Origin of the sequence: Paraburkholderia phytofirmans PsJN (genome assembly GCF_000020125.1) — a bacterium.
GTDB lineage: Bacteria > Pseudomonadota > Gammaproteobacteria > Burkholderiales > Burkholderiaceae > Paraburkholderia > Paraburkholderia phytofirmans.
The window spans coordinates 3,401,714-3,425,369 of record NC_010676.1 but is presented as its reverse complement, the minus strand read 5'-3'; the positions used below and the strand labels follow the sequence as shown (position 1 = coordinate 3,425,369).

Below are 23,656 nucleotides of genomic sequence, written 5' to 3'. Positions count from 1 at the left end.
CGCATCGCACGTCGATGGACTAGAACATAACTTCATGTGCGGCCAACGCCACATATGATCCCGCGCCAAGCGGCTCAAGCGCGAATCTTGCTATCTAGTTCTGCGACGCTGCTTGCATCACCGTTCGCGACACCCAAGCAAGTCCCCTTGGGGACTGCATGTGCAGCATCCATGAGCCGGGCCGGCGATGACAGTCCAACGGACCGAGCCCGCCTTCTTCTCCACGGCACGCTAACTGAGTTTCATCGCGCGTGCCGCCGCCCGGCAGCAATCCCGCTCATCGAATGTGACTACTGGAGCCAGCATGACCCAGCCAGCCCTATCGCACGACGCATCGCCCGACCTACGTTCCGCCTTTGCCGCCGACGTTCGCGCCGGCCTCACTCATACGCCGCAGAAAGAACTGCCGTCGAAGTATCTGTATGACGAAGTGGGCTCCGCGCTGTTCGAAGTGATCACCGTGTTGCCGGAATACGGCGTGACGCGCGCCGAAGAACGTCTGCTGACCAAACATGCAGCGGACATCGTCGCGCACTTGCCACACGACGTGACGGTCGCCGAACTCGGCAGCGGCAGCGGCCGTAAAACGCGGCGCATTCTGGAAGCGCTGTGTAAAAAGCGCCCCACTTCTTACTGCCCGATTGAAATTTCGCGCAGCGCTCTGCAGTTGTGCAGGCGCGAACTCGGCGATATCGAGCGCATTTCGATTGTCGGCTATGAACGCGATTACCTGGCCGGCCTTGCTGAAGTGAGCAAGCAACGCGCGGCGGACGAGCGGTTACTCGTACTGTTTCTTGGCAGTACGATCGGTAACTTCGGCAGACTCGCGGCAACGCGTTTCTTGCGCGACATCCGCAACATGCTCGCTCCCGGCGACGCGTTGTTGCTCGGCACAGACCTGATCAAGCCGACGCCTGTACTGGTGGCCGCCTACGACGACTCGATCGGCGTCACTGCGTCGTTCAATCTGAACCTGCTGGCGCGCATCAATCGCGAGCTCGACGGCGACTTTCCGCTCGATGCGTTCGAGCACGTCGCGCGCTTCAACCCGGACGCGCGCAGTATCGAAATGCATCTGCGAGCAAAGCGCGACATCACCGCGCGCGTGGGCGCGGCGCAATTGACGGTGTCGCTCAAGGCGGGCGAGACGATCTGGACGGAGAGCAGCCACAAATATCGCGCGGAAGAGATGCCCGCGATTGCCGACGATGCCGGCTTCGTGTGCAGCCATCAATGGATCGAAGACGAATGGGGCTTTGCGGAGAGTCTGCTCGTGGCGCGATGAGTGCGTCGGGCCGCTGACTGAAGCACGGCCACGCAAACACGGCAAGACGGCGCGTTATCGCCCATGATGGCGCGCCGCCTTCTGTTTTTTGCGTAATTGGCGTTCTAAGTGCAGCCGCTTAGTGCTGCTCGAAACGTTCGTAGCGCTTTTCCGTGGCGCGCTCTTCGCCGGCCACCTCGGTCACGCGCGCCGCCGGCGGCCCGTGACGCAGCCACGACAGCATGCGGTCGACCTGGTTCGCCGAGCCTTGCAACATCGCTTCGACGGAGCCGTCGTCGAGATTCGCCACCCATCCTTTGATACCGAGCGCGTGAGCCTGCCGCACGGTTGCGTGGCGAAAGCCGACGCCCTGCACCGTGCCGCGCACGCGCACGTAGTACGTTTCGATCCGCTGATCCAGATCCGGAGCCATGCCGTCCTCTCTATTCTGTCGACCGGAGTTGGCGCTTTAGCGCTTACTCCTGTGCCGTGCAACGCACAATCTTTCAAGCCGGCATTCTAGTCGCGTCGCGGCGAGCTTGCTCGGCAAAGCGTGCATCTGACTGTTCGCGTGGGACCGCCGGCGCGACACACGGCGCGCGCGCCACGTACAATCCGTCGACTGTCATGCGGGGAATGGAAACAGAATGACCGAACAAAATCGCGATCTCGTACTCGTGACCGGCGCCTCCGGCTTTGTCGGCTCGTCGGTGGCGCGCATCGCGCAACAGAAGGGTTTCAGGGTGCGCGTGCTGGTGCGCGCCACGAGCCCGCGTCAGAACGTCGAGTCGCTGGACGCGGAAATCGTGGTCGGCGATATGCGCGACGAAGCGTCGATGCGCAACGCACTGCGCGGCGTGCGCTATCTGCTGCACGTGGCCGCCGACTATCGGCTGTGGGCGCCTGACCCGAGCGAGATCGAGCGCTCGAACCTCGAAGGCACCGAGGCGACCATGCGCGCGGCGCTGAAGGAAGGCGTCGAGCGCATGGTCTACACGAGCAGTGTCGCCACGTTGAAAGTGACCAGTTCCGGCCAGTCCGCCGACGAAACCTCGCCGCTCAAAGCCGATCAGGCGATCGGCGTGTACAAGCGCAGCAAGGTGCTGGCCGAGCGCGCGGTGGAGCGGATGATCGCCGAAGACGGCCTGCCGGCGGTGATCGTCAATCCGTCCACGCCAATCGGACCGCGCGATGTCAAGCCGACGCCGACGGGACGCATTATCGTGGAAGCGGCGCTCGGCAAGATTCCGGCGTTCGTCGACACGGGCCTGAATCTCGTGCACGTGGATGACGTCGCGACCGGCCATTTCCTCGCGCTCGAACGCGGCAAGATCGGCGAGCGTTATATTCTCGGCGGCGAAAATCTGCCGCTTCAACAGATGCTCGCCGATATCGCGGCGCTGACCGGCCGCAAGGCGCCGACGCTGAGCCTGCCGCGCTGGCCGCTGTATCCGCTGGCCATGGGCGCCGAAGCCGTCGCCAAGATCACGAAACGCGAACCGTTCGTCACCGTCGACGGCTTGAAAATGTCGAAGAACAAGATGTATTTCTCTTCGGCAAAAGCGGAACGCGAGCTCGGTTATCGCTCGCGGCCCTATCGCGAGGGCTTGAGCGACGCACTCGACTGGTTCAGACAAGCTGGCTATCTGAAGCCGTGAGCTTTGCGCGAATAAGCGGCCGGCGCCCGGCGTTCCGGCTCGGCTGCAAGCATTTTGTTACAACGTCACTGTGTTAGCGACAGGTAAAAGCCTACGCGCAGCAGTTAAAATCGTGGGTCTTACCAGAGAAACCTCGCATGAATCTTCACGAACAGCTCGGCGCACTGGAACTGGGCGTCGATCAGCTCATTCAGGCTGTCGTGGCCCCGCAGGCCGAAAACATCCCCGAGTCACCCGCAGAGAACGTTGCGCCGCAAGCGTCGGCGTCGGCGGATCAGGTCGCGTCCGATTCCCACGCACAACCGGCTGCGACCCCGGCTGAGACCGAGGCGGCCGTTGTCGAAGGCGAGGCTCCGGCTCCGGCTCCGGCTCCGCAGCGTCAGCCCACGCTCGAAATCAATCGCCCCGCGCAGAACGAAATCACCATGACGATCGGCGGGCAGACGGTCGCGCTGCGCGCGGAGCAGATCGGCCAATTGATCGAAGAACTGTCGAATGCGCGCGCGTCGATGACGCCGGAACCGCCGCCGGGCATTCCGCCGGGCTGGCGCTTCGTGTCCACTAAAAATCCGGTCATGGCGGTGCAGAAACAGTCGAATGGCGACCGTTTGCTGGTCATGCGCCACACCGGCCACGGCTGGGTGCCGTTCACGTTCTCGCCAGACATGGTGATCCAGCTTTACATGATGCTCACCAAGTAAAAAAGCGGCGCCCGAGCGCCGCTTTTGCATTCCACCGCGATTTCTGACTACCGCTTGCTTCAGCGTTCCTGCACCGGCGCCTGAACCCGCGCCTTCCATTGTCCGCCTTTGCCGCGCCAGTAACGAACCGCCGACGCGAACGTCGCGCCGACATAGAACAACGCGATCAGCGGCAGAAACGGCGCCCACAACGGCGAGCGACGGTAATAGCTGAGCATCGGCGCATAAGCGCAGCACATGGCCGCCCACGCGAGCCACGCCGGCCAGCCCGTCGGACCGAGCACCAGCGCGGCGACCGGCGGCATCAGGTAAATGATCGTCATGCCGGCCAGCGTGCCCGCCAGCAGCAGCGGTGAGTAGCGCAATTGCGTGAAGGCCGTGCGCGCGATCATGTTCCAGATCTCACGCCAGCTGTCGTACGGACGCAGCGACACACTGCGCGCCGCCACATCCAGCCGGATCGGATGACGCCCCGTGCCGCGATGCTTGATGCGCGCGGCGAGGCTGCAGTCGTCGATCAACTCGGCGCGGATCGACTCGATGCCGCCCGCTTCTTCGAGCGCGCTACGGCGCACCAGCATGCAGCCGCCCGCGGCCGCCGCCGTGCGATTGCGCGGGTTGTTGACCCACGAGAACGGGTACAGCTTGGCGAAGAAGAACACGAAAGCGGGAATCAGCGCTTTTTCCCAGAACGAATCGCAGCGCAAACGCACCATCAGCGAGACGAGATCGCGCTGCTCTGCGTCCGCGCGCGCGACGAGTTGCGCGACTGCGTCGGCGGGATGGCCGATGTCGGCGTCGGTCAGCAGAAGGAAATCCGCGGGCAAGCCGAGCGTGCGCACGGCCTCGATACCTTGCGACTGTGCCCACACCTTGCCGGACCAGCCCGGCGGCAGCGGCTTCGCGCTCAACACGGTCAGACGGTCCGGGCATTGCAACTGCAGGGCGGCCGCGCGAGCGGCGTCGGCGGTGCCGTCGGTGCTGTGGTCGTCGACGACGATCACGTGGAATTCGCCTGCATAGTCCTGCTGAAGCAGCGTGGTGACCGCCTCGGCGATTACATCGACTTCATTGCGGGCCGGCACCACGGCCGCCACGGCGGGCCACGTTGCGCGCGGCGCGATGGTCAGGGGCGCGGCGGGACGCGCGCGCCAGAAACCGCCGCGCGCGAACAGCAGCACACACCAGATCAGCAAGGAGAGACAAGACAGAAGAAACAGAACCACCGCCATTAAGCATTACCCTCGATTGAGCGCGCTTCTACGCCGACACGACGCGACAGCCACATCACCACCGTGCGGGCCGCGACCACGCACCAGTCAAACGTATTGAGCACCGGCCGCTCGTGAAACACGTCGTAGCCCACTTTCTCGATGCGTTCGAGAAACCGCAGGCCGCCGTGAATGGCGCCGCATAACTCGATGCCCAGCCGCCCCGGAATTCGCAGCGCGAGCGGCGCGCCGCGCACCAGCATCTCACGCACGAACGACACTTCGTGCGCCATGAGCGCCCGCCAGTCGTCATCGGCGACGCCGTTGGCGATGTGCGCCTCGGTCACGTTGAAGCGCCGCATATCGGTCAGCGGCAAATACACGCGGTCCTTTTTCCAGTCGGCGGAGACGTCGAGCCAGAAGCTGATCAACTGCGACGCCGTGCAGATCGCGTCGGCGTCGGCAAGATTATCCGGCGTGGCCGCGCCGATCAGGTGCAGCATCAGATGCCCAAGCGGATTGGCCGAGTGGCGGCAATAGTCGAGCAGCGCGGCGCGGTCGGCATAGCGATTGGTGTCGATGTCCTGGCCGCACGCGTGAAGCAGATCGTAGAACGGCGCGAGCGGCAGTTTATACTGGGCAACCACACCGGCAAGCTTGCCGAACAGAAGCGGATGCACTGGCGCCGCGCGCCGCTCCGCCACTGCGTCGAGCCCGGCGCGGAAGTCGGCTAGACGGGCGTGCCGCTCGGTTGCGCTCCAGTCGCCTTCGTCGGCAATGTCACCCGCGGTGCGGACAACCTGATAGATAATGCCGATGGGCGCGCGCAGCGCCTTGGGCAGCAACACGCTCGCGACCGGAAAGTTTTCGTATTGATCGACGTCCATCCAGCGAGCCTCGAAACCCTTTTGTAATGCGGGCGCCAAGCGCCGCGGGACTACGTAGTTTAAGGGTTCCGTCAAACCGCTGCAGCGTGCAATCATTACCGCATTCGCATTGCCCCACCGGTTGCCTGCCGCGCCGGGCATCGTTCCGTTGCTGCGGCGCGTCACCAACACCCGCCGGGCGCCGCCAGAGCAAAGCCCGGCCGATAGCGTTAGAATGCGCGTTTGGTTTTGCTGTACCGGCACGTCGCCGGGGCTCAAGACGTCAACTAATTAGATGATCGCGGCGATAAAGTCAGATTTACCGACTTCTTCGAAACCCGCGTCAGTCGGAGTTCGCCAACTTATGCGAGTCATCCTTGCTCAACCCCGCGGCTTTTGTGCGGGTGTTGTTCGCGCAATCGAGATCGTCGATCGCGCGTTACAGCAACACGGCGCACCTGTGTATGTCCGCCACGAGATTGTTCACAATCGGCACGTGGTCGACAATCTGCGCCAGAAAGGCGCGCGCTTCGTCGAGGAACTCGATGAAGTGCCGCAAGGCGCCGTGGCGATTTTCAGCGCGCACGGTGTCGCTCAGACAGTCGAGCGCGACGCCGAAGCACGAGGTCTCGACGTGCTCGACGCGACCTGCCCGCTGGTCACCAAAGTGCATGTGCAGGGCCGCCAGTACGTCGGCGCCGGCCGCACGCTGATTCTGATCGGCCACGCCGGGCACCCGGAAGTGGAAGGCACGATCGGCCAGATTCCAGGCAAAGTGCTGCTGGTGCAGAGCGAGGCCGAGGTCGCGCACCTCGATCTGCCGGTCGACACGCCGCTTGCCTATGTCACGCAGACCACGCTGTCGGTGGACGACACGCGCGGCATTATCGACGCGCTGCTGCGCCGCTTCACCGACATCGTCGGTCCGGATACGCGCGACATCTGCTATGCCACGCAAAACCGCCAGGCGGCGGTCCGCGAGTTGAGCAAGCAGGTCGACGTGCTGCTGGTGGTGGGCGCAACCAATAGTTCGAACTCGAACCGGCTGCGCGAGATCGGCAGCGAAAGCGGCGTGGCGAGCTATCTCGTCGCCGACGGTTCGGAAGTGAAGCCGGAATGGTTTGCGAACGTGCAGACCGTCGGCATCACGGCTGGCGCTTCGGCGCCGGAAGAGATGGTCAAGAACGTAATTGATGCGCTGAGCGCATTGGGGCCCGTCGATGTCACGACGATGGCGGGCCGTGAAGAAAAGGTCGAATTCAAGTTGCCATCGAAGCTGATGCAACCACTCGCTGCACGCGAAGTTTAAGGAGGACGTCTTGTCTATTCCGCTGCTACAGAAAGTCCGGGTCGGCGCATACATCATGCGTCAGCATCTGTCCGGTAACAAACGCTACCCGCTCGCCCTGATGCTGGAGCCGCTGTTCCGCTGCAACCTCGCCTGCAATGGCTGCGGCAAGATCGATTATCCGGATCCCATCTTGAATCAGCGCCTGTCGCTGCAAGAATGCCTTGAAGCCGTCGACGAGTGCAATGCGCCGGTGGTCTCGATCGCAGGCGGCGAACCGCTGCTGCACAAGGAAATGCCGCAGATCGTGAAGGGCATCATGGCGCGCAAGAAGTTCGTGTACCTGTGCACGAACGCGCTGCTGATGGAAAAGAAGATGGACGACTACGAGCCGAATCCGTACTTCGTCTGGTCGGTTCACCTGGACGGCGATCAGCAGGCGCACGATCACTCGGTGTCGCAGGAAGGCGTGTACGACAAGGCGGTCGCCGCCATCAAGGAAGCGAAGCGCCGCGGTTTCCGCGTGAACATCAACTGCACGTTGTTCAACGACGCCGTGCCGGAACGCGTCGCTGCGTTCTTCGACACGCTGGGCCCGATGGGCGTGGACGGCATCACCGTGTCGCCGGGTTACGCGTACGAACGCGCGCCGGATCAGCAGCACTTCCTGAACCGCGACAAGACCAAGCACCTGTTCCGCGAAATTTTCAAGCGCGGCAACAACGGCAAGAACTGGTCGTTCAGCCAGTCGAGCATGTTCCTCGACTTCCTGGCCGGCAATCAGACGTACGAATGCACGCCGTGGGGCAACCCCGCGCGTACCGTATTCGGCTGGCAAAAGCCGTGCTATCTGGTCGGCGAAGGTTACGTGAAGACCTTCAAGGAACTGATGGAAACCACGCAGTGGGAAAAATACGGCACGGGTAACTACGAAAAGTGCGCGGACTGCATGGTGCACTGCGGCTTCGAAGCGACCGCCGTGATGGATACGGTCACGCATCCGCTGAAGGCGCTGAAGGTCAGCCTGCGCGGTCCGAAGACGTCGGGCGCTTTCACGAAGGACATTCCGTTGGATAAGCAACGTCCCGCCGAGTATGTCTTCTCGCGTCACGTCGAGATCAAGCTGGAAGAGATCAAGGTGTCGGGCAAGGGCAAGAAAGTGCAGACGGCGACGGCCGCAACCTGAGCGGTCGAACGGGCGGCCTCGCGTCGCCCACTGTCCTGTATGCAAAAAAGCGCGATGGCCATTCAGCCACCGCGCTTTTTTTATGCCTCATGCCTCACTCGTTGCGACGTGAGGGAATCAACCGTTACCCAGCGCTACGCGCATTGTGAGCGGTCAAAAACTTGATCAGCCCGTCGATACCGCCTTTGGAAATCTGATCGGCGAATTGTGTCTGATACACCTGGATCAGCCACGCGCCCATCATGTTGATGTCGTAGACCTTCCAGCCGGCGGCATCCTTGGTCATGCGATAGTCGATCGCGTCGTCGCCGCCATTGCTCAGCACGTGCGATTGCACGACCACGTCTTTGGCGCCAGCCGGCACGTTGACCGGCGCGAACTTGAACTTTACGTCCTGGTCACGCAGTTGCGACAGCGAGGCCGCATAAGTGCGCGTGAGCAGCAGCGTAAACTGCTCGTACAGTTGCTTTTGCTGATCGGGCGTCGCGGTGGACCATGCCTTGCCGACCGCGATGCGCGTGGTGCGCTGAAAGTCCGTGGCCGGCAGGAAGCGTGTCTGGACCAGCTGGGTGATCTTGGCCATGTCGCCGCCGCGCGCCTGCGGGTCAGCCTTCATCGCGGCCACCGTGCCCTCGACAGCACTTTTTACCACCGCGTCGGGCGCGCTTTGCGCATATGCCGCGGTGGACACCAAGGCCGCAGCCAGAAAAGCAGACAGATAACGTTTCATACGCTCGACAGAACCTGAAAGAAGTAAGCACCGCCGGGCTTGCAAGCACGCGGCGTGAGCAGGATAGACCAGTATACCGAGATTGCGTTCCCACCCCGCAGAGCGTGTGCGGGAGCCGCACTTGCTACCGAACCGGAGACTGATCCCTCCGGCTCTGTATACTTGTGCACTTTCGTAAAAAACAACAACCGTGATAAGGCCACGTTCGCCTACATGCTGAAGTCATCTATTGTCCGTCTCGTCGCGTATTCAGTGCGTCATCCGTTAAAGGTCGTCGCGCTGTCGCTCGTGCTCGCCGTTCTGAGCGGTTTCTACGTTGCCTATAACTTCAAGATCAACACGGACATCAGCCGTCTCATCGAGAACGACAAGCAATGGTCGGCGCTCGAACACGCTGTGGACGAGGCCTTCCCGGATCGCGGCCAAACCGTGCTGGTGGTCGTCGAAGCGCGCGCGCCGGAATTCGCCGATGCCGCCGCGCAAGCCCTGACCACGGCTCTCAAAGCCGATCCCAAGGAGTTCGTGGCGGTTTCGCAGCCGGCCGGCGGCCCGTTCTTCGAACACAATGGCCTGCTGTTCCCGTCCCTCGACGAGGTCATGTCGACCACCTCGCAGCTCGTCCAGTCGCGCCCGCTCGTCAACGCCCTCGCCCACGATCCGAGCCTGACCGGCCTTGCCGGCACGCTGACCACGAGTCTGTTGCTGCCGCTTCAGCTCGGTCAGGTGAAGCTCGGCGACATGAGCCATCTGCTGTCGCAAAGCGCGAGCACGCTCGACCGCGTGCTGGCCGGCCAGCCGGCCGCCTTCTCGTGGCGCGCGCTGGTCGACAAGAGCGCGGCTGCCGAGCCCGCGCGCGCCTTCGTCATCGTGCAGCCGGTCGTGAACTACGACGCGCTGGAGCCGGGCGCGTCGGCGTCGAAGTCGATCCGCGACACCGCCGCCGCGCTGCACCTCGAATCGCGCTACGGCGCTATCGTCCGTCTGACCGGCGAACAGCCGCTCGCCGACGAAGAGTTCGCTTCGGTCAAGGACGGCGCGGCGCTCAACGGTATCGGCACCTTCATCGTCGTGCTGATCATTTTGTGGCTGGCGCTGCGCTCGGGCCGCATGATCGCAGCCGTGTTCATCACGCTGTTCGTCGGACTCGCGATCACGGCGGCGCTCGGCTTGATGCTGGTGGGCGCGCTCAACATGATTTCGGTCGCCTTCATGGTGCTGTTCGTCGGGCTCGGGGTCGATTTCGGCGTGCAGTTCGGCGTCAAGTATCGTGAGGAGCGCAATCGCGATAACCGGCTTTCCGCTGCGCTGATGCACACGTCGCACAGTATCGGCGTGCCGCTCACGCTCGCCGCGATCGCGGTCGCATTGAGCTTCTTCTCGTTCCTGCCGACGGCTTACCGCGGCGTGTCCGAGTTGGGCGAGATCGCGGGCGTCGGCATGTTCGTCGCGTACTTCACCAATATGACTTTGCTGCCGGCCCTGCTGAAGATTTTCAGGCCGCCAGGCGAAGCCGGTTCGCCCGGCTTCAAGCAACTCGCGCCCGTCGACGATTTTCTCGATCATCATCGCAAGCCGGTGCTGATCGGCACGCTGATCGTCGTGATCGGCGCCTCGCCGTTGCTCACGCATTTGCGCTTCGACTTCAACCCGCTGCATCTGAAGGACCCGCATACGGAGTCGATGGAGACGCTGTTGTCGCTGAAGGACTCGCCGGAGGCCGCGGTCAACAACGTGCATGTGCTCGCGCCCTCGCTCGCCGACGCCGACCGCATGGCCGCCCATCTGCGCACATTGCCGGAAGTGGGCCGCGTCAACACGCTCGACACCTTCGTTCCCGCCGACCAGCAGCAGAAGCTGATGCTGATCGCGAGCGCCGCGCAGCAGCTATTGCCCGCGCTGCAGCAGCAGCCCGCGCAGCAGGCAACGGACGCTATCCGCGTCGCCGCGCTCAAGCGCGCGTCGAACCAGCTCTCGCTCGCCGCCGACGATCACCCGGGCCCCGGCGCCGCCGAAGCCAAGCATCTGTCCGCCACATTGCAGAAGTTAGCCGCCACCGACGCCGCCACGCGCGATCGCGCCGAAACCGCGATGTCCGAGACGCTGCGCATTGCGTTGAAGCAGTTGGCCAACCTGCTGCAACCCACCGAGATCACCTACGAGAATCTGCCCAAGGAAATCTCCAAGGCCTGGGTCTCGAAGGACGGCCGCGCGCTCGTCGACATCTCGCCGAAAGTGAAGCCCGGCACCGATCCGAACGACGACGTCATGCTCGCCCACTTCGCCCACGCGGTGAAGAAGGCGGAGCCGGGCGCGATCGGCGGGCCGATCTCGATCCTGCATTCCGCCGATACCATCATCAAGGCGTTCCTGCAGGCCGCCGGCTACGCGCTCGTCTCGATTGCAATCCTGCTGTGGATCGCCCTGCGGCGCGTCGGCGACATGCTGCGCACGCTGGTTCCGCTGCTGGTATCGGCGCTCGTGACGCTCGAGTTGTGCGTGGTATTCGGCATGCCACTGAACTTTGCGAATATCATCGCTTTGCCGCTGATGCTCGGCGTCGGCGTAGCGTTCAAGATCTACTTCGTGATGGCGTGGCGCCACGGTCAGACTGGTCTACTGCAGTCGAGCCTGACCCACGCTGTGCTGTTCAGCGCGGCGACCACGGCGACGGCGTTCGGCAGCCTCTGGCTGTCGCACCATCCGGGGACGTCGAGCATGGGGCGCTTGCTGGCGCTCTCGCTGTTCTGCACACTGATCGGCGCAGTGGTGTTTCAACCCGTGTTGATGGGCAAGCCGCGCTCACGTCGCGCGAAGCAAAAAGGAATATAAGCATGAAGCTGCGTAACGCCGCGCTGGCGCTCGTCGCCACCGGTTTGATCTCTGGCTGCGCCACCGGCCCCGACCGCAAACCCGGCGACCCGTTCGAACCAATGAACCGGGTCGTGTTCAATTTCAACGACGGCCTGGACCGCTACGTCGCCGTTCCGGTGGCGAAGGGTTACCAGAAGGTAACGCCGCAACCGTTGCGCACCGCCGTGAGCAACTTCTTTTCGAATCTCGGCGATCTGTCCAACGCCGCGAACGCGCTGCTGCAATTGAAGATCACCGACGCGACCGAAGACATCGTCCGTTTCGCGTTCAATTCGACCTTCGGCCTGGGCGGCCTGCTCGATTGGGCGACGCCGGCTGGCTTGCCCAAACATCATCAGGATTTTGGTCTGACGCTGGGGCACTGGGGCATTCCGTCCGGCCCTTACCTCGTGCTGCCGCTGTTCGGGCCGAGCACAGTGCGTGACAGCATGGGGCTGATCGTCGACGTGAAATTCAACCCGCTGAACTACATGGAGCCGGCGGTGCGCAATCCGCTGTACTTGCTGCAGTTCGTGAGCGTGCGTTCAGACCTGCTGGGTGCATCGGACCTGCTGCAGCAGGCAGCGCTCGACAAGTACTCGTTCGTGCGCGATGCCTATACGCAGCAGCGCCGTGCGCGTCTGCGCGGCACCGGCGACAACGCAGCGCCGCTGCCGAACTATGACGATCAGGGCGATCAGGGCGATTCCGGCGCCTCGGCGGCACCCGCGGCAGGCGCGCCGGCGGCTGGCGCGCTGCCGAACTACGCGGATCCGGGCGACGCCGCGGAGGCCCCGAATGCCGCCTCTGGCGCTGCCACGGGCGCGCCGGCCGGCGTGCCCAACTACAGCGATCCAGGCGAAACGCCGGCGAGCGGCGCGGCAGGGTCGACGCCGGCAGCGCCGGCTGCCGCGCCCAACGGCGCTTCAGGCACGGCCGCACCGACACCGCCCGCCGCGCCGGCAAACAGCGCACAACCGGCTTCAGCGCCGGTGACGCAATAAGTATTGGGATTTAGTCGGGGCGCCCAGAACGGGCGCCCCGTAAAGCCGGACTCGACGCCGGCACAGAACCGGACGAGCTACCGTTTACCGCTTCGGCGCGCAACGCGCCGCAACCTGCGTTAGAACAAGGCAGCCGGTTCAATGCAGGCTATCTACCTCGGCACGCGACGCAACCCGCTCTTCTTCAACGGCAACCGCGCCTTGCGGCACCGGCCGCGAATTTTCGCGATAGCGGGCAAACGCTTCATCCGCATAACGGATCTGCGTGCGCCCGTGAGGCGCCGGCTCGCCGTTCTCGTCGAGATTGACGAACACCATCTTCTCGACGGTCAGGATGCTCTTGCGCGTGATCTTGTTGCGCACTTCGCAGCGCAGCGTGATCGACGTGCGGCCGAAATGCGTGGCCGTCATCCCGAGTTCGATGATGTCGCCCTGCCGCGCCGAACTGACGAAATTGATCTCGGACATGAACTTGGTCACGACGCGCTGATTGTCCAACTGGCAGATGGCGTAGATCGCGGCTTCTTCGTCGATCCAGCGCAGGAGGCTGCCGCCGAACAACGTGCCGTTCGGGTTCAGGTCTTCGGGCTTGACCCACTTTCTGGTGTGAAAATTCATTTGGTACTCCGTGTTCAAGGCGCCTAGGCCTGCGAGTTCGCCTCACGACCTAGGGTTAACACTGACATTGTACCAAATATAAGGGTTTTCCCTAATATTTCAATACCTGCTGAATAAGAAGGAAAGTCCCGCAGCTATGTGCGTTTCAGGCGACGGCCATTCGAAAAGCACCCGCCTCGCCGATCGCGCGCCGTGCCTGGACCAGCGAGAGGCGCGCCGCCCGGGCGTCGACGGCTACCTGGATCAGTGCGCCGAGTTGCGACGGCTGTCGCACCAATTCCCGCAAAATCGGTCCCAGCGTCGTGCTGCCGTCGTCGCGCAGACCGGCGGTCGCCGCCGAAGGCAGCGTGCGCCACGCCGGATCGATAATCGCGCGGCACACGGCAAACGGCACTCCATGCGCGGCGGCCTTCGCCCCGGCGATGTGCGATTCCATATCCACCGCCAAAGCGCCGTTCGAGCGATGCAGCACGTCCTTGTCGCCAGCGCTCACTAAAGGCGCGGTGACCGCCGCCACGAGACCGCGCCGCAAACGCGTTGAGAGCGGCCCGGCGGCCAGCGCGGCCGCAAGCCTGTCCGACCATGGCCGATCGGTCTGGAGGCGCCCAAACGGCCCCTCGACGGCATCCGCGACGATCAGCGAGCCCGGCTCCAGATCCGGCGCCAAACCGCCCGCCGTGCCGAAACTGACGATGCCCGAACAGCCGCGTTCGACCGCCGCGCTCAACGCGCGCTCCAGCAGATCGGCGCGCGCCGCGTAGACGACCTCGACGCCTTCGCCGCGGGCGATGCGCGCTTCGAACGCCATGCCCGTCACCACGATCACCGGCAAGGGACTGCGGCCGTCATCGGCTGACAGGCTTGTGGAAAACGGCATCCGTTACATCCCGACCGCGACGCGCGTGAGGCCGTTGCGCTTCAGATGACGGAAGCGCGCCAGCGCCCACAGCGGGAAGAACTTGCGATAGCCGTGATAACGCAGATAGAACACACGCGGGAAACCGGTCGCGGTGAAACGTGTTTCGTCCCAGAGACCGTGCTCACGCTGTTCACGCTCCAGGTACGCGACGCCGCGCGCCACCGCTTCGTGATTGACCTCACCGGCCGCCATCAGGCCCATGAGAGCCCACGCGGTTTGCGAAGCCGTGCTCGGCGCACGCTCGTAGCCGTGGTAGTCGAGCTTGTAGCTCTCGCCGCCCTCGCCCCAGCCGCCGTCTTCGTTCTGGATCGACAGGAGCCACTGCGCTGCGCGCTTCATGCGCGGGTCGTCGTGTGGCAGGCCGGCAGCGTTCAGCGAACACAGCGCGGTCCACGTGCCATAGATGTAGTTCAAGCCCCAGCGGCCGTACCAGCTGCCATCCGATTCCTGCTCCTTCAGCATGTAGTCGAACGCACGTTGCGCCGGCTCGCTGTTCTGCGGCAGTTCGCCGAGTTGCGCGAGCATCGACAGGCAGCGGCCCGAGACGTCCGCGGTCGGCGGATCGAGCAGGGCGCCGTGATCGGAGAACGGAATGTTGTTCAGGTAGTACTGCGTGTTTTCCGGCTCGAACGCGCCCCAGCCGCCGTCGCTGCTCTGCATGCCGACCACCCATTCACGCGCACGCGCAATGGCGTCGCGATCTACATCGGATTGCGTCACCGTTGCCGAGCGCTGCATCGCCATGGCGACCACCGCCGTATCGTCGACGTCCGGATAATGCGCGTTGTTGTACTGGAACGCCCAGCCGCCCGGCCGCACATTCGGACGGCGCGAAATCCAGTCGCCGCGCACGTCGAGAATCTGCAGCGGACGCAGCCACGCGAGCCCGCGTTCGGCGGCCTGTTCGGCATGCGCCTCGCCGGTTTCGAGCAACGCATGAGCCGCGAGCGACGTATCCCACACCGGCGACAGACACGGCTGGCAATATGCTTCGTCATCCTTGATGACGAGGAGCTTGTCGATCGACTGGCGAGCAATCGCGCGATTCGGATGATCGGCCGGATAACCGAGCACGTCGTACATCATCACCGAGTTCGCCATCGCGGGGAAAATCGCGCCCAGGCCGTCTTCGCCATTCAGCCGTTCATCGACGAAAGCCACCGCCTGCCGCACCGCGCGCTCGCGCGTGGACTTCGGGAACAGACCATCCACGGCGCGCAGCAACACGTCCACGCCGCTGAAAAACCGGAACCAGCCGGCGTGCTGATGCGGCGCCCGGTCGCGCGGGCCGGTGTTGACCGGCGCGCCGCGGAACAGTTCGTCGATGCGCACGCGGCGCGGGTTGCGCGCCACCGGCCGCTTTGCATTGAGCACGAGCAGCGGCACGATCACGGTACGCGCCCAGTACGACACCTTCGACAGATGAAACGGAAACCACATGGGCAACAGCATGATCTCGACGGGCATCATCGGCACCGCGCGCCACGACACCACGCCGAACAGCGCGAGCAGAATCCGCGTGAAGACGTTCACGGTTTCGGCGCCGCCGTGGGCGAGAATCGCCTCGCGCGCGCGAACCATGTGCTCGGCGTCGGCCGGGTCGCCGATCATCTTCAGCGCGAAATACGCTTTCACGCTGGCGCTGATGTCGAGCGCGCCGTCGGTGAACAGCGGCCAGCCGCCGTCGGGCAACTGAATGCGCCGCAGATAGCGCGCGATCTTCTGTTCCAGTTCGAGGTTCGGCGTTTCGCCGAGATAGTGAACCAGCAGCACGTATTCGGCGGGAATCGTCGCGTCGGCTTCGAGTTCGTAGACCCAGTGGCCGTCGGGCTTCTGCGCGGCGAGAATCGCCTCGGTCGCGCGCGTGATCGCGGCGTCGAGCGATGCCGTGGGCGCCTCGCCCGTAACGGCCGGCGCGGGCGCGCTCGGCGCTGCGTCGGCGAAATCGGGCAGGATGGCGTCCAGTGGCTGGGCTTGAGATAAATCGTTCATCGGCGTTCCATCGGTTCATTCAGCAACGTATCCGCGGCCTTCTGGCCGGAGCGGATCGCGCCTTCTATCGTCGCGGGCAGGCCGGTAGCCGTCCAGTCGCCCGCGAGCATGAGGTTATTCCAGCGAGTGCGCGTACCGGGCCGCCGCGTTTCCTGATCCGGCAGCGCGGCAAAGGTCGCACGCTTTTCCACGACGACTTGCCAGGCCGGCATCGGCGCGGCCGGCAAGCTGGCCGCCTGCGCCACTTCGGCCCAGACGGAGGCCGCGAGGGCTTCGTGCGGCGTGTCGAGCAAGCGCTCAGCGCCGTTGACGGTCACCGACAAGCGGCCCTCAAAGGCGAACAGCCACTCGGCCGTGCCGTTGAGCAGCCCGGTGACCTGCGGCAAGCCAAACGGCGGCTCGACCGCGAAATGCACGTTGACGGTGGCCGCGAAGCGCGTCGGCGCGCGCAAACCTTGCACGAGCGTCTGCGCGATGTCCGGCGGCACCGCGAGAATCACGGCATGGTTCGCGTCGAGCGTGACGCTCTCGCCGGCGAAATGCAGCGCTTGCACACGGCGGTTGTCGGCGGCAAAAACGATTCCGTCCAGGCGCGAACCCAGCCTGATCGCCGCGCCGCCATGTTGCAGCAGGCGCAAGGCCGGATCGACAAACGCGCTGCCAAGGCCGTTACGCGCGACCAGCGGCCGGCACGCGAGGCCGCCGGCAAGCAGCGCTTCGCGCACCATGGCGCCCGTCAGTTCTGCCGACGCATCGCGCGGCTCGACGTTCAGCATCGCGTGAAACAGCGGCCGCAGCAGACGGTCCCACAACGGACCGTTGCAACGCATGGTCTGCGCGACGCTGCGTCCCGGTCGGGCGAGCAGAAGCGGCGCGAGCGCCAGATAATCGGCCGGGCCGGTATTCGGCACGCGCGCGTTCGGATCGAAGACCCACCACGGCAAATGTCCCGGCGACATACGCACGGTCCAGCGAGCCCGCGTCGCCAGATCCACGAACGGATATTCCGGCTGCGCCGGGCCGACCAGTTCGTCGGCGGCGCCGATCGCCCGCACGTAGTTGAGCGTCGCAGTATTGCCCGACACCAACATGTGATTGCCGGTGTCGAGCGTCGCGCCCAGCTTGGGATCGTAGTACGAGCGGCAACGGCCGCCCGCCTGGGCCGCCGCTTCATGCAGCACGACGTGCGCGCCGCGCCGCTGCAGTTGCACTGCGGCGGCCAGGCCGGCAAGGCCTGCGCCGACCACATGTACGAGCTTTTGCATCAGCTCAGAAGAGCGCGTAACGCGCCACGATCCACAGCATGCGGAGCTTCGGCTTGCTGACCTTCGTGCGCGGAATGTCGAAGCCGCGCTCCAGCGTCCGTTCGAGCAGCAAGCGATACACGCCCGACATGATGCGCGGCGCACGCACATGGTTGCGCGGCTCGCGGTCCATGATCGCGTCGGAGGCGGCGAAGTGCTCCTTCGCCCGCTCGGCGAGCGTGGCGCACACGCGCGGCAGCGACGGGTCGTCGGCGATCTGCGTGGGATTCCTCACCGCGATGCCTTCGCGCGCCAGCAATTCGTGCGGCAGATAACAGCGGTTGATGCCGGCGTCTTCGTCGATATCGCGCAGGATGTTGGTGAGCTGCAGCGCGCGGCCCAGATGATGCGCGAGCAAACGGCCAGGCTCTTCCTGCATCCCGAATATCCTCACCGAAAGACGGCCCGCCGCGCTGGCGACGCGATCGCAATAGAGGTCGAGCGTGGCTTCGTCGGGTGCGCAGATGTCTTCGGCGGCGTCCATCGCCATGCCGTCGATCATCGCGTGAAAATCTTCGCGTTGCAGGTGAAAGGTGTGAATGTGCCGCGTCAGCGCACGCAGCGAAGCGCGCGGCGCGCCGGCGTAGCACGCGTCGATATCGGCACGCCAGCGCTCGAGCGCGGCGGCGCGTTCGGCGCGCGGCAGGTCGCTGTCGGCGATGTCGTCGACGGCGCGGCAGAAGGCGTAGACCTGATACATCGCATCGCGCTGCGCGGCCGGCAGGATGCGCATGGCGAGATAGAACGAGCTGCCGGACGTGGCGGCAGCGGCGTCGATTTCTGTATCGTCCACGACAAGATTGGAAACAGCCAAGACGATCTCCGCTGGAGGCGCCCGCTGAAAGGCGTTCAAGAAGTTTGATGCCCACCCGCAGGGCTGGCGGCACGCGCGCGCGGACACGCGCGAAACACCCGGCTGGGAGGCCGGAAACGGCGAAAAGTATATCAACGTTTGTGAGATGCCGCAGTTTCGTCGGCGGATTTAGGGCCGGAAAGAAGTCTGGTGGCGGTGGAGCGGCGTGTCACGCGGCTTGCCGCAGGGCTTGAAACGCGCCTCGTGTGAGTGGCGACGCCGCTGCTCTGTGACGTCCTCAGACGAACGCGACCGAGCGGTTGCGTCCTTGCCGCTTCGCGCTATAGAGCGCCGCGTCGGCCTCGTTGATGAGCACGTCGTACGAAGGCACGCCGACCCGCGCCGACGCGCCGCCGACGCTCGCCGTCACCGGCACGCAAGTGCCCTGCACTTCGACCGGCGTGTCGGCAATCGTGCAGCGGATTTTTTCCGCGACGCGCATCGCGTCCTCGAGCGGCGTGCACGGCAGCAGCAACGCGAACTCCTCGCCGCCGAAGCGCCCGAAGGTGTCCTGCGCCCGTACCACCTCGGCGACGCGCTGCGCCATCACGCGCAACACCGTGTCGCCGACACCGTGGCCGAACTGGTCGTTGATTTTCTTGAAGTGATCGAGATCGAACAGCAGCACCGACATATCGCCGCCGTAGCGCTGCCAGCGCGTGTATTCGTCGCGCAGGCGCGCTTCGAAGAAACGGCGGTTGGCGATGCCCGTCAGGCCGTCGCGATCGGCATATTCCTGCAGCTTCGCAACCGCTTCCTCGCGTTCGCGCTGCACGATGCTCACGTGCGTGACGTCGGAAATGGTGACGCACACGGCCACCACTTCGCGCTCGCGCATGAGCGGCATGAAGGTGCAATCCTGCTGCATGAAGTCGACGCCGCCGGTAATCGGCCGGTCGTGATCGAACTTGAAGAGATACGGGCGCTGTTCCCACGAACTGAACGCAAAGCTGCCGAGCTGAAACACGCTTTCGATCTTGCGCGACAGCCACACGCGCGGCAATTCCGGAAAATGCGTGTACAGCGACCTGCCGACCACCTGGTCCGGTGTCAATCCGCTGTGATCCTGCATGAAGCGATTCCACATGAGCACGTTCATGTCGCGGTCCAGCACGAAGATGCCGAAACCGACACGTTCGACCACCAGATCGCTCAACGAGTCCACGGGCACATTCATAGGCTCGACAGCAGCGCGTCGAGCGCCCCGTTCATATGGCGAATCGATTCCTCGGCCATCAGCATGACGAGGTGCGCACGGAAACTCTGGTCTTCGAGCGCGAAATTCACTTCTACCAGCAAGGCCACTTCCCATTGCAGCACGCCGGGCTGGAAGACTTCGTCGAGCGTCATGGCTTCGCCGAGCAAGCCCGGCGCGGAGAAGACCGGCGTGCGGCCGAGTTGGTCCAGGATGCACGACACGCAGGCGCCGGTCAGCACGTTGGCCACGTCGAACACCAGCTCTGTCTGGCTCACCGCCTCGTAAGCGGAGCGCGAGTACGGATCGCTGACGAGCGCACACAGTTGCTCGATGCTGTCGCTGCGGCAGATCACCAGCGCCTCGCCCTTGATATCGGAGCGGAAGCCCTGGCGCACCGCGCTCACCGTGTCCTCGATCCCGGTCATCTCCCGCAGCGCCTGCGCCGCCTCGCTGACCTCCACCACCTTCACGCGCGGCACCGACAATTCGATGAACGCATCGAGCAGCCGCGCAAGACGCGTCGCGGCTTGGCCCATCGCCAGATTGGCGACCTCCTGCAGCGCGTCGCGCTGATCTTCGTTGAGGACTGGCTCAGACATACAACCCGTACTCCTTGAGGATGGGTAGTACCGCCTCGGGCGTCACGGGCTTCGCGATGAACGCCACGGCGCCGAGCGCGCGCACGCGCGACTGGGCCATCGGCTGAACATCGGCGGAGACGACGATGACGAAGGTGTTCAGATCCTCGTGCTGCAGCGCTTCCAGCACCTGATAGCCGGTCATGTCCGGCATGGTCAGGTCGAGGAACATTACCGACGCTTTGCCTTCACGATACAAAGCAAGCGCTTCGCGCCCGTTCGATGCGTAAGACACGTCGACCTCCCAGTCCGGCGGCAGTGCCTTGGTGAGCACTTTGCGGGCAAGCAACGAATCATCGGCGATCACAATAGGCAAAGACATGGGCGGGTCGGAAAGCGGAATTAGCTCATTCGCGTTAACGGCGGATCGAGGGGGATTCTTTAGCGCGAAGTCTGTCGACCGGCGGCAAAGCGCGCTGAAAGTTGCTGAAATCGGGATTGCAGGCGAGCGGGGAGCGCACGCGGCGAAGCGCGATGGACGGAACCAGTGGGCACGTCTGAAAGCGTACGCGCACGATGGACGACGGCGATGACCGGCATGTTCGAAGCCTACCCCGTAGATGAATCGGCGCGGCTTCGTGGATCGGGCTGGTCCCTTGCCGCGCGCGTGATTCCGCGAGCGCCTTCCGCCACGCGTTGTACGCGTGGTTTGGCTGGTTGCCCTCGCGGCAGATGCGTCCGAACATGGCGGACGCATTTTTATCATGGCGCTGATTTTCGAAGCAAAACGGCGGAAAGGCAACTCGCCAATTTCGCTTTCATTAAAGAGATTTTCTCATTAGGTCCTATTTATGAAAATATTTTGGTAGATTCAGAAGGAATTTCCTGCTTCCATGCTTTTGTGTACGTTTGCGCTTCTCGATTCGTCGCTGTTTTAAAAAGCAGACAAATGAGTCGCCGGTCGCGGCGGCGCCGCGAGCGGTCTTGCGGCAGGCCAGTTTGCCGCGGGTAACTTCTACCGCCGCTCCGCGTCTATGCTTCTCGTATGATGCTGACTCCCGGCCTCTTCGTTCCGAACGACCTTTGCTTTATCGACAATGACACCAGACCGGTTCGAACCGCCGCCCGCGAGCCGCCTTGCCGCTAGCCGGCAGGATGAGGCGTTGTTCCCCGCCGTGCCGGAACAGAACTTCCATGTGCGGCGCATCACGCTGATCGCGCTGCTGATCGCGGCGATCGTGCTGCCGTGCGTGTATGTCGCGGCCATGGCCATCAGCGATTTGCGCGCGCGCGATGCCGACGCCACCGACATGACGCTGCGCACCGTGCGGGTCGCCGAAGAGCACGCGCTTAAAGTGTTCGACATGAACGAGACGCTCGACGCGCGCATCGTCGATCTGACCCAAGGATTGGACGACGACGGCATTCGCGCCCGCGAAGCCGCTATTCACGAGAAGCTGCGCGTGATGGGCGGCGGCTATCCCCAAGTGGCCGCGGTGTCGATCTTCGGGCGCGACGGCGCCTTGCTCGCCAGCAGCCGCTATCTGCCGGCGCCGGCCATCTCGGTCGGCGAGCGTGAAGATTTCATCGGCATTCGCGACGGCAAGGATCTCGAGCATGTGTCGAAGGTCATGACGGGGCATGTCGCCGGCGAACAGGTGTTCAACATGGGCGTCGAACGGCTTGGTGCCGACGGCTCGTTCGCCGGCGTGGTCTCTGTCGCGCTGCGGCCGAGCTATTTCGACGCGTTCTACCGCGAACTGCTCGGCGGCAGCGGCAGCAGCAACGGCACGCCGATGACCATGAGCCTCGTGCGCGCAGACGGCTCGATCCTCGCGCATTATCCGCGCGCGCCGCGCGAGCCCAATGCCATGGCCCCGCGAACTCCGTTCGCCGAAGCCCTCGCGCAAGGACGGCGGGCCGGCGTGGTGCGCATGCATTCGAACGTCGACGGCGAAGATCTGATCCTCGCGTTCCGCCACGTCGGTTCGTATCCTGTGTACGTGGTGTGCGGTTACCGTGCCTCGGCGATCTGGGCCGCGTGGTACCGGCACCTCGGCGTGCTGATCCTGTCGATGTTCACGCCGTCCATCGCCTTGTGGTGTGTGATCTGGTTGTCGCTGCGCCGCCTCGGCGCCGAACAGGAGGCGTGGGAGCGCTGGCAGGCCGAGGCGTCCATGCGCCGTTCGATCGAATCGGCGTATCGCCAGTCGCGCAAGATGGAAGCGCTGGGCACGCTGGTCGGCAGCGTCGCGCACGACTTCAACAATCTGCTGATGATCCTCTCGGCCAACGTGCAGATCGCGCGGCGGCGCGGCGTAACGGGTCTGGACCGCGAATTGTCGGCGATGGAGCGGGCGCTCAAGAGCGGCCAGTCGCTTACGCGGCAATTGCTCGGCGTGGCGCGCAAGCAGCCGCTGCGCAACGAGACGCTGTCGCTCGAACGCTGGCTGCCGGCGTGCCGCGAGTTGCTGCGCGCCTCGCTCGGCGCGAAGGTGTCGCTGGTGATCGATATCGGCGTCGAGATATGGCCGATGCGCGTCGACGTCGCCGAGCTGGAGCTGGCGCTCATCAACGTTGCGGTAAACGCGCGCGATGCCATGCCCAACGGCGGCCGCTTCACGGTGCGCGCCACCAACATCCATTTCCGGCACGAAGAAGGCTTCCCGCTGACGGGCGACTTCGTGCAACTCTCGCTCGAAGATACCGGCGCGGGCATGGCGCCCGAGGTGCTCGCGCGAGCCTTCGAACCGCTGTTCACGACCAAGCCGAAGGGTATGGGCACGGGCCTCGGCTTGCCGCAGGTTTTCGCGTTCTGCGAGCGCTCCGGCGGTCTCGCCGCGATCGACAGCGCAGTCGGTGCGGGCACCTCCGTGCGTCTCTATTTGCCGCGCGCCACGGCTGAGCCTGAAGTCGACGGGCCGCCGGACTCCGGCTCTGAGGAGAGCGGCGCGCCGTCAGGCTTGCGCATTCTGCTAGTCGAAGACAACGAGGAAGTGGCCGCCGGCACCGAAGCCCTGCTGCAGATGATGGGCCATCAGGTCACGTGCGTCTTCAACGCCGACACGGCGCTGCGCCTGTTCGACGACGCCCACGCGCGGCGAGCGCGCACCGGCGAACCGCTGCCGTTCGATCTGGTGCTGTCCGACATCCACATGCCCGGCACCCTGAACGGCATCGATCTGGCCGAAGCGGTGCTTGCATTCGACACCAAACTGCCGGTCATTCTGGTCACCGGCTACGCCGAGGAACTTGACCGGGCGCGCCATGTCGACGTGCGCGTGCTGTCCAAGCCTTTCGATATCGGTTTGTTGGAAGAACTTCTGCAAACGATCCAGCGCGATCTGACGCAGACGGGCGCCGACCCGGCGGCGCATACGGCGGAGTAAGGCGGACATTGGCGGGCGTTGGTTTGGGTCTGGCATTTACCGATGGT

Annotated in this window: 20 protein-coding genes; 8 read left to right on the top strand and 12 right to left on the bottom strand. The window is 64.3% G+C overall.

Going from position 1 to position 23,656, the window contains the following annotated elements; genetic code table 11:
- Positions 1-304: 304 nt before the first annotated feature.
- Entirely contained in the window at positions 305-1,285 is a 981-nt protein-coding gene (egtD, locus tag BPHYT_RS34855) for an L-histidine N(alpha)-methyltransferase (RefSeq protein ID WP_012428826.1), read from the top strand.
- Positions 1,286-1,403: 118 nt separating this feature from the next.
- Here egtD and BPHYT_RS34850 read toward each other — a convergent pair whose 3' ends face one another.
- A complete protein-coding gene (locus tag BPHYT_RS34850) occupies positions 1,404-1,697 on the bottom strand; it encodes an acylphosphatase (protein WP_012428825.1) in 294 nt (97 codons plus the stop codon).
- Between the two features lie 214 nt (positions 1,698-1,911).
- Between BPHYT_RS34850 and hpnA the strand changes: the two genes are divergently transcribed.
- A complete protein-coding gene (gene hpnA / locus BPHYT_RS34845) occupies positions 1,912-2,922 on the top strand; it encodes a hopanoid-associated sugar epimerase (protein ID WP_012428824.1) in 1,011 nt (336 codons plus the stop codon).
- A 137-nt stretch (positions 2,923-3,059) separates the two neighbouring features.
- A complete protein-coding gene (locus tag BPHYT_RS34840; protein WP_012428823.1) occupies positions 3,060-3,623 on the top strand; it encodes a hypothetical protein in 564 nt (187 codons plus the stop codon).
- A 59-nt stretch (positions 3,624-3,682) separates the two neighbouring features.
- Here the strand turns inward: BPHYT_RS34840 and BPHYT_RS34835 are convergent, their stop codons facing one another.
- On the bottom strand, positions 3,683-4,855 hold the full coding sequence (locus BPHYT_RS34835; protein ID WP_012428822.1) for a glycosyltransferase: 1,173 nt from the start codon (positions 4,853-4,855) through the stop codon (positions 3,683-3,685).
- Complete coding sequence (hpnC, locus tag BPHYT_RS34830) at positions 4,855-5,721, bottom strand: squalene synthase HpnC (protein WP_012428821.1); 867 nt, start codon at positions 5,719-5,721, stop codon at positions 4,855-4,857. The genes BPHYT_RS34835 and hpnC overlap by 1 nt, the downstream gene beginning before the upstream one ends.
- 343 nt (positions 5,722-6,064) lie before the next feature.
- Here hpnC and ispH point away from each other — a divergent pair, with 343 nt between their 5' ends.
- On the top strand, positions 6,065-7,009 hold the full coding sequence (ispH, locus tag BPHYT_RS34825; RefSeq protein ID WP_012428820.1) for a 4-hydroxy-3-methylbut-2-enyl diphosphate reductase: 945 nt from the start codon (positions 6,065-6,067) through the stop codon (positions 7,007-7,009).
- Between the two features lie 10 nt (positions 7,010-7,019).
- The gene (gene hpnH / locus BPHYT_RS34820) at positions 7,020-8,174 is read left to right on the top strand and encodes an adenosyl-hopene transferase HpnH (protein WP_012428819.1); all 1,155 of its coding nucleotides are present in this window, start codon (positions 7,020-7,022) and stop codon (positions 8,172-8,174) included.
- A gap of 124 nt (positions 8,175-8,298) precedes the next feature.
- On the opposite strand, the gene BPHYT_RS34815 is transcribed toward hpnH, so the two are convergent.
- Positions 8,299-8,904, bottom strand: a complete 606-nt coding sequence (locus BPHYT_RS34815) for an MlaC/ttg2D family ABC transporter substrate-binding protein (protein ID WP_012428818.1) — start codon at positions 8,902-8,904, stop codon at positions 8,299-8,301.
- Between the two features lie 213 nt (positions 8,905-9,117).
- On the opposite strand from BPHYT_RS34815, the gene hpnN reads away from it, so the two are divergent.
- Both hpnN and BPHYT_RS34805 read left to right on the top strand, forming a co-directional pair.
- Positions 9,118-11,733 (top strand): hopanoid transporter HpnN, encoded by a 2,616-nt coding sequence (gene hpnN / locus BPHYT_RS34810; RefSeq protein WP_012428817.1) that lies wholly within the window; start codon positions 9,118-9,120, stop codon positions 11,731-11,733.
- Positions 11,734-11,735: 2 nt separating this feature from the next.
- On the top strand, positions 11,736-12,758 hold the full coding sequence (locus BPHYT_RS34805; protein ID WP_012428816.1) for an MlaA family lipoprotein: 1,023 nt from the start codon (positions 11,736-11,738) through the stop codon (positions 12,756-12,758).
- A 138-nt stretch (positions 12,759-12,896) separates the two neighbouring features.
- Here the strand turns inward: BPHYT_RS34805 and BPHYT_RS34800 are convergent, their stop codons facing one another.
- The 8 genes from BPHYT_RS34800 to BPHYT_RS34765 all read right to left on the bottom strand — a co-directional run bounded on the left by BPHYT_RS34800 (position 12,897) and on the right by BPHYT_RS34765 (position 20,602).
- On the bottom strand, positions 12,897-13,376 hold the full coding sequence (locus BPHYT_RS34800) for an acyl-CoA thioesterase (protein ID WP_012428815.1): 480 nt from the start codon (positions 13,374-13,376) through the stop codon (positions 12,897-12,899).
- A 145-nt stretch (positions 13,377-13,521) separates the two neighbouring features.
- The gene (locus BPHYT_RS34795) at positions 13,522-14,253 is read right to left on the bottom strand and encodes a phosphorylase (protein WP_012428814.1); all 732 of its coding nucleotides are present in this window, start codon (positions 14,251-14,253) and stop codon (positions 13,522-13,524) included.
- Positions 14,254-14,256: 3 nt separating this feature from the next.
- The gene (shc, locus tag BPHYT_RS34790; protein ID WP_012428813.1) at positions 14,257-16,287 is read right to left on the bottom strand and encodes a squalene--hopene cyclase; all 2,031 of its coding nucleotides are present in this window, start codon (positions 16,285-16,287) and stop codon (positions 14,257-14,259) included.
- The gene (hpnE, locus tag BPHYT_RS34785) at positions 16,284-17,552 is read right to left on the bottom strand and encodes a hydroxysqualene dehydroxylase HpnE (RefSeq protein WP_012428812.1); all 1,269 of its coding nucleotides are present in this window, start codon (positions 17,550-17,552) and stop codon (positions 16,284-16,286) included. The genes shc and hpnE overlap by 4 nt, the downstream gene beginning before the upstream one ends.
- Before the next feature lie 4 nt (positions 17,553-17,556).
- Positions 17,557-18,405: a presqualene diphosphate synthase HpnD gene (gene hpnD / locus BPHYT_RS34780; protein ID WP_012428811.1), complete on the bottom strand. Its 849-nt coding sequence runs from the start codon at positions 18,403-18,405 to the stop codon at positions 17,557-17,559.
- A gap of 277 nt (positions 18,406-18,682) precedes the next feature.
- A complete protein-coding gene (locus BPHYT_RS34775; protein WP_012428810.1) occupies positions 18,683-19,621 on the bottom strand; it encodes a sensor domain-containing diguanylate cyclase in 939 nt (312 codons plus the stop codon).
- Entirely contained in the window at positions 19,618-20,241 is a 624-nt protein-coding gene (locus tag BPHYT_RS34770) for a chemotaxis protein CheC (protein ID WP_012428809.1), read from the bottom strand. Before BPHYT_RS34770 ends, BPHYT_RS34775 begins: the two co-directional genes overlap by 4 nt.
- Entirely contained in the window at positions 20,234-20,602 is a 369-nt protein-coding gene (locus BPHYT_RS34765; RefSeq protein ID WP_012428808.1) for a response regulator, read from the bottom strand. The genes BPHYT_RS34770 and BPHYT_RS34765 overlap by 8 nt, the downstream gene beginning before the upstream one ends.
- Positions 20,603-21,317: 715 nt before the next feature.
- On the opposite strand from BPHYT_RS34765, the gene BPHYT_RS34760 reads away from it, so the two are divergent.
- On the top strand, positions 21,318-23,609 hold the full coding sequence (locus BPHYT_RS34760; protein WP_012428807.1) for a hybrid sensor histidine kinase/response regulator: 2,292 nt from the start codon (positions 21,318-21,320) through the stop codon (positions 23,607-23,609).
- The last annotated feature ends 47 nt before the right edge of the window (positions 23,610-23,656 follow it).

What these genes read in the sequence shown, in the direction of transcription:
- egtD (WP_012428826.1), top strand. Translation starts at nt 305, where the DNA reads ATGACCCAGCCAGCCCTATCGCACGACGCATCGCCCGACCTACGTTCC.
- BPHYT_RS34850 (WP_012428825.1), bottom strand. Translation starts at nt 1,697, where the DNA reads ATGGCTCCGGATCTGGATCAGCGGATCGAAACGTACTACGTGCGCGTG.
- hpnA (WP_012428824.1), top strand. Translation starts at nt 1,912, where the DNA reads ATGACCGAACAAAATCGCGATCTCGTACTCGTGACCGGCGCCTCCGGC.
- BPHYT_RS34840 (WP_012428823.1), top strand. Translation starts at nt 3,060, where the DNA reads ATGAATCTTCACGAACAGCTCGGCGCACTGGAACTGGGCGTCGATCAG.
- BPHYT_RS34835 (WP_012428822.1), bottom strand. Translation starts at nt 4,855, where the DNA reads ATGGCGGTGGTTCTGTTTCTTCTGTCTTGTCTCTCCTTGCTGATCTGG.
- hpnC (WP_012428821.1), bottom strand. Translation starts at nt 5,721, where the DNA reads ATGGACGTCGATCAATACGAAAACTTTCCGGTCGCGAGCGTGTTGCTG.
- ispH (WP_012428820.1), top strand. Translation starts at nt 6,065, where the DNA reads ATGCGAGTCATCCTTGCTCAACCCCGCGGCTTTTGTGCGGGTGTTGTT.
- BPHYT_RS34815 (WP_012428818.1), bottom strand. Translation starts at nt 8,904, where the DNA reads ATGAAACGTTATCTGTCTGCTTTTCTGGCTGCGGCCTTGGTGTCCACC.
- hpnN (WP_012428817.1), top strand. Translation starts at nt 9,118, where the DNA reads ATGCTGAAGTCATCTATTGTCCGTCTCGTCGCGTATTCAGTGCGTCAT.
- BPHYT_RS34805 (WP_012428816.1), top strand. Translation starts at nt 11,736, where the DNA reads ATGAAGCTGCGTAACGCCGCGCTGGCGCTCGTCGCCACCGGTTTGATC.
- BPHYT_RS34800 (WP_012428815.1), bottom strand. Translation starts at nt 13,376, where the DNA reads ATGAATTTTCACACCAGAAAGTGGGTCAAGCCCGAAGACCTGAACCCG.
- BPHYT_RS34795 (WP_012428814.1), bottom strand. Translation starts at nt 14,253, where the DNA reads ATGCCGTTTTCCACAAGCCTGTCAGCCGATGACGGCCGCAGTCCCTTG.
- shc (WP_012428813.1), bottom strand. Translation starts at nt 16,287, where the DNA reads ATGAACGATTTATCTCAAGCCCAGCCACTGGACGCCATCCTGCCCGAT.
- hpnE (WP_012428812.1), bottom strand. Translation starts at nt 17,552, where the DNA reads ATGCAAAAGCTCGTACATGTGGTCGGCGCAGGCCTTGCCGGCCTGGCC.
- BPHYT_RS34775 (WP_012428810.1), bottom strand. Translation starts at nt 19,621, where the DNA reads ATGAATGTGCCCGTGGACTCGTTGAGCGATCTGGTGGTCGAACGTGTC.
- BPHYT_RS34770 (WP_012428809.1), bottom strand. Translation starts at nt 20,241, where the DNA reads ATGTCTGAGCCAGTCCTCAACGAAGATCAGCGCGACGCGCTGCAGGAG.
- BPHYT_RS34765 (WP_012428808.1), bottom strand. Translation starts at nt 20,602, where the DNA reads ATGTCTTTGCCTATTGTGATCGCCGATGATTCGTTGCTTGCCCGCAAA.
- BPHYT_RS34760 (WP_012428807.1), top strand. Translation starts at nt 21,318, where the DNA reads ATGACACCAGACCGGTTCGAACCGCCGCCCGCGAGCCGCCTTGCCGCT.